Origin of the sequence: Lysinibacillus sp. GbtcB16 (genome assembly GCF_019091145.1) — a bacterium.
In the GTDB taxonomy this organism is placed as follows: domain Bacteria; phylum Bacillota; class Bacilli; order Bacillales_A; family Planococcaceae; genus Lysinibacillus; species Lysinibacillus fusiformis.
In genome coordinates, this window is record NZ_JAGXJV010000148.1 from 1 (window position 1) to 423 (window position 423).

At 30.0% G+C, this 423-nt stretch carries 1 protein-coding gene; it reads left to right on the forward strand.

Annotated elements, in window-relative coordinates:
- A partial coding sequence (locus KVT27_RS23775) for a glycosyltransferase family 2 protein (RefSeq protein WP_217582087.1) occupies positions 1–423 on the forward strand: 423 nt, incomplete at both ends.

The following is a 423-nucleotide window of genomic DNA, read 5'->3' on the forward strand; positions in this document are numbered from 1 at the left end:
TTTATTAAGCAGACATTTAAAGAGTATGAATTGATTTTAGTAAATGATGGTTCTTCAGATAACAGTTTAAATATATGTAGGAAATATGAAAAACAAGATAATAGAATAGTTGTAATAGACAAGAAAAATGAGGGGAGTATCGCGACTAGAAGAAAAGGAATAGAAGCTTCGAATTCTAACTATATAATGTTTGTTGATGCAGATGACTGGATTGATAAGAAGATGGTTGAGGAGTTATATTATCAATCTATGGAGAGTAACGCAGATGTTACTGTATGTAACATGTATAAAGTCTTAGGGAATAGCATGTTAATTAAGAAGAAAAATAAAAGTAGATATTTCAGTGGGAATAAGATTTATGATAAGAACGAAATAAAAAGAGATATAGTAGTGGCATACTTTTGGGGACATCCTTTTCCACCA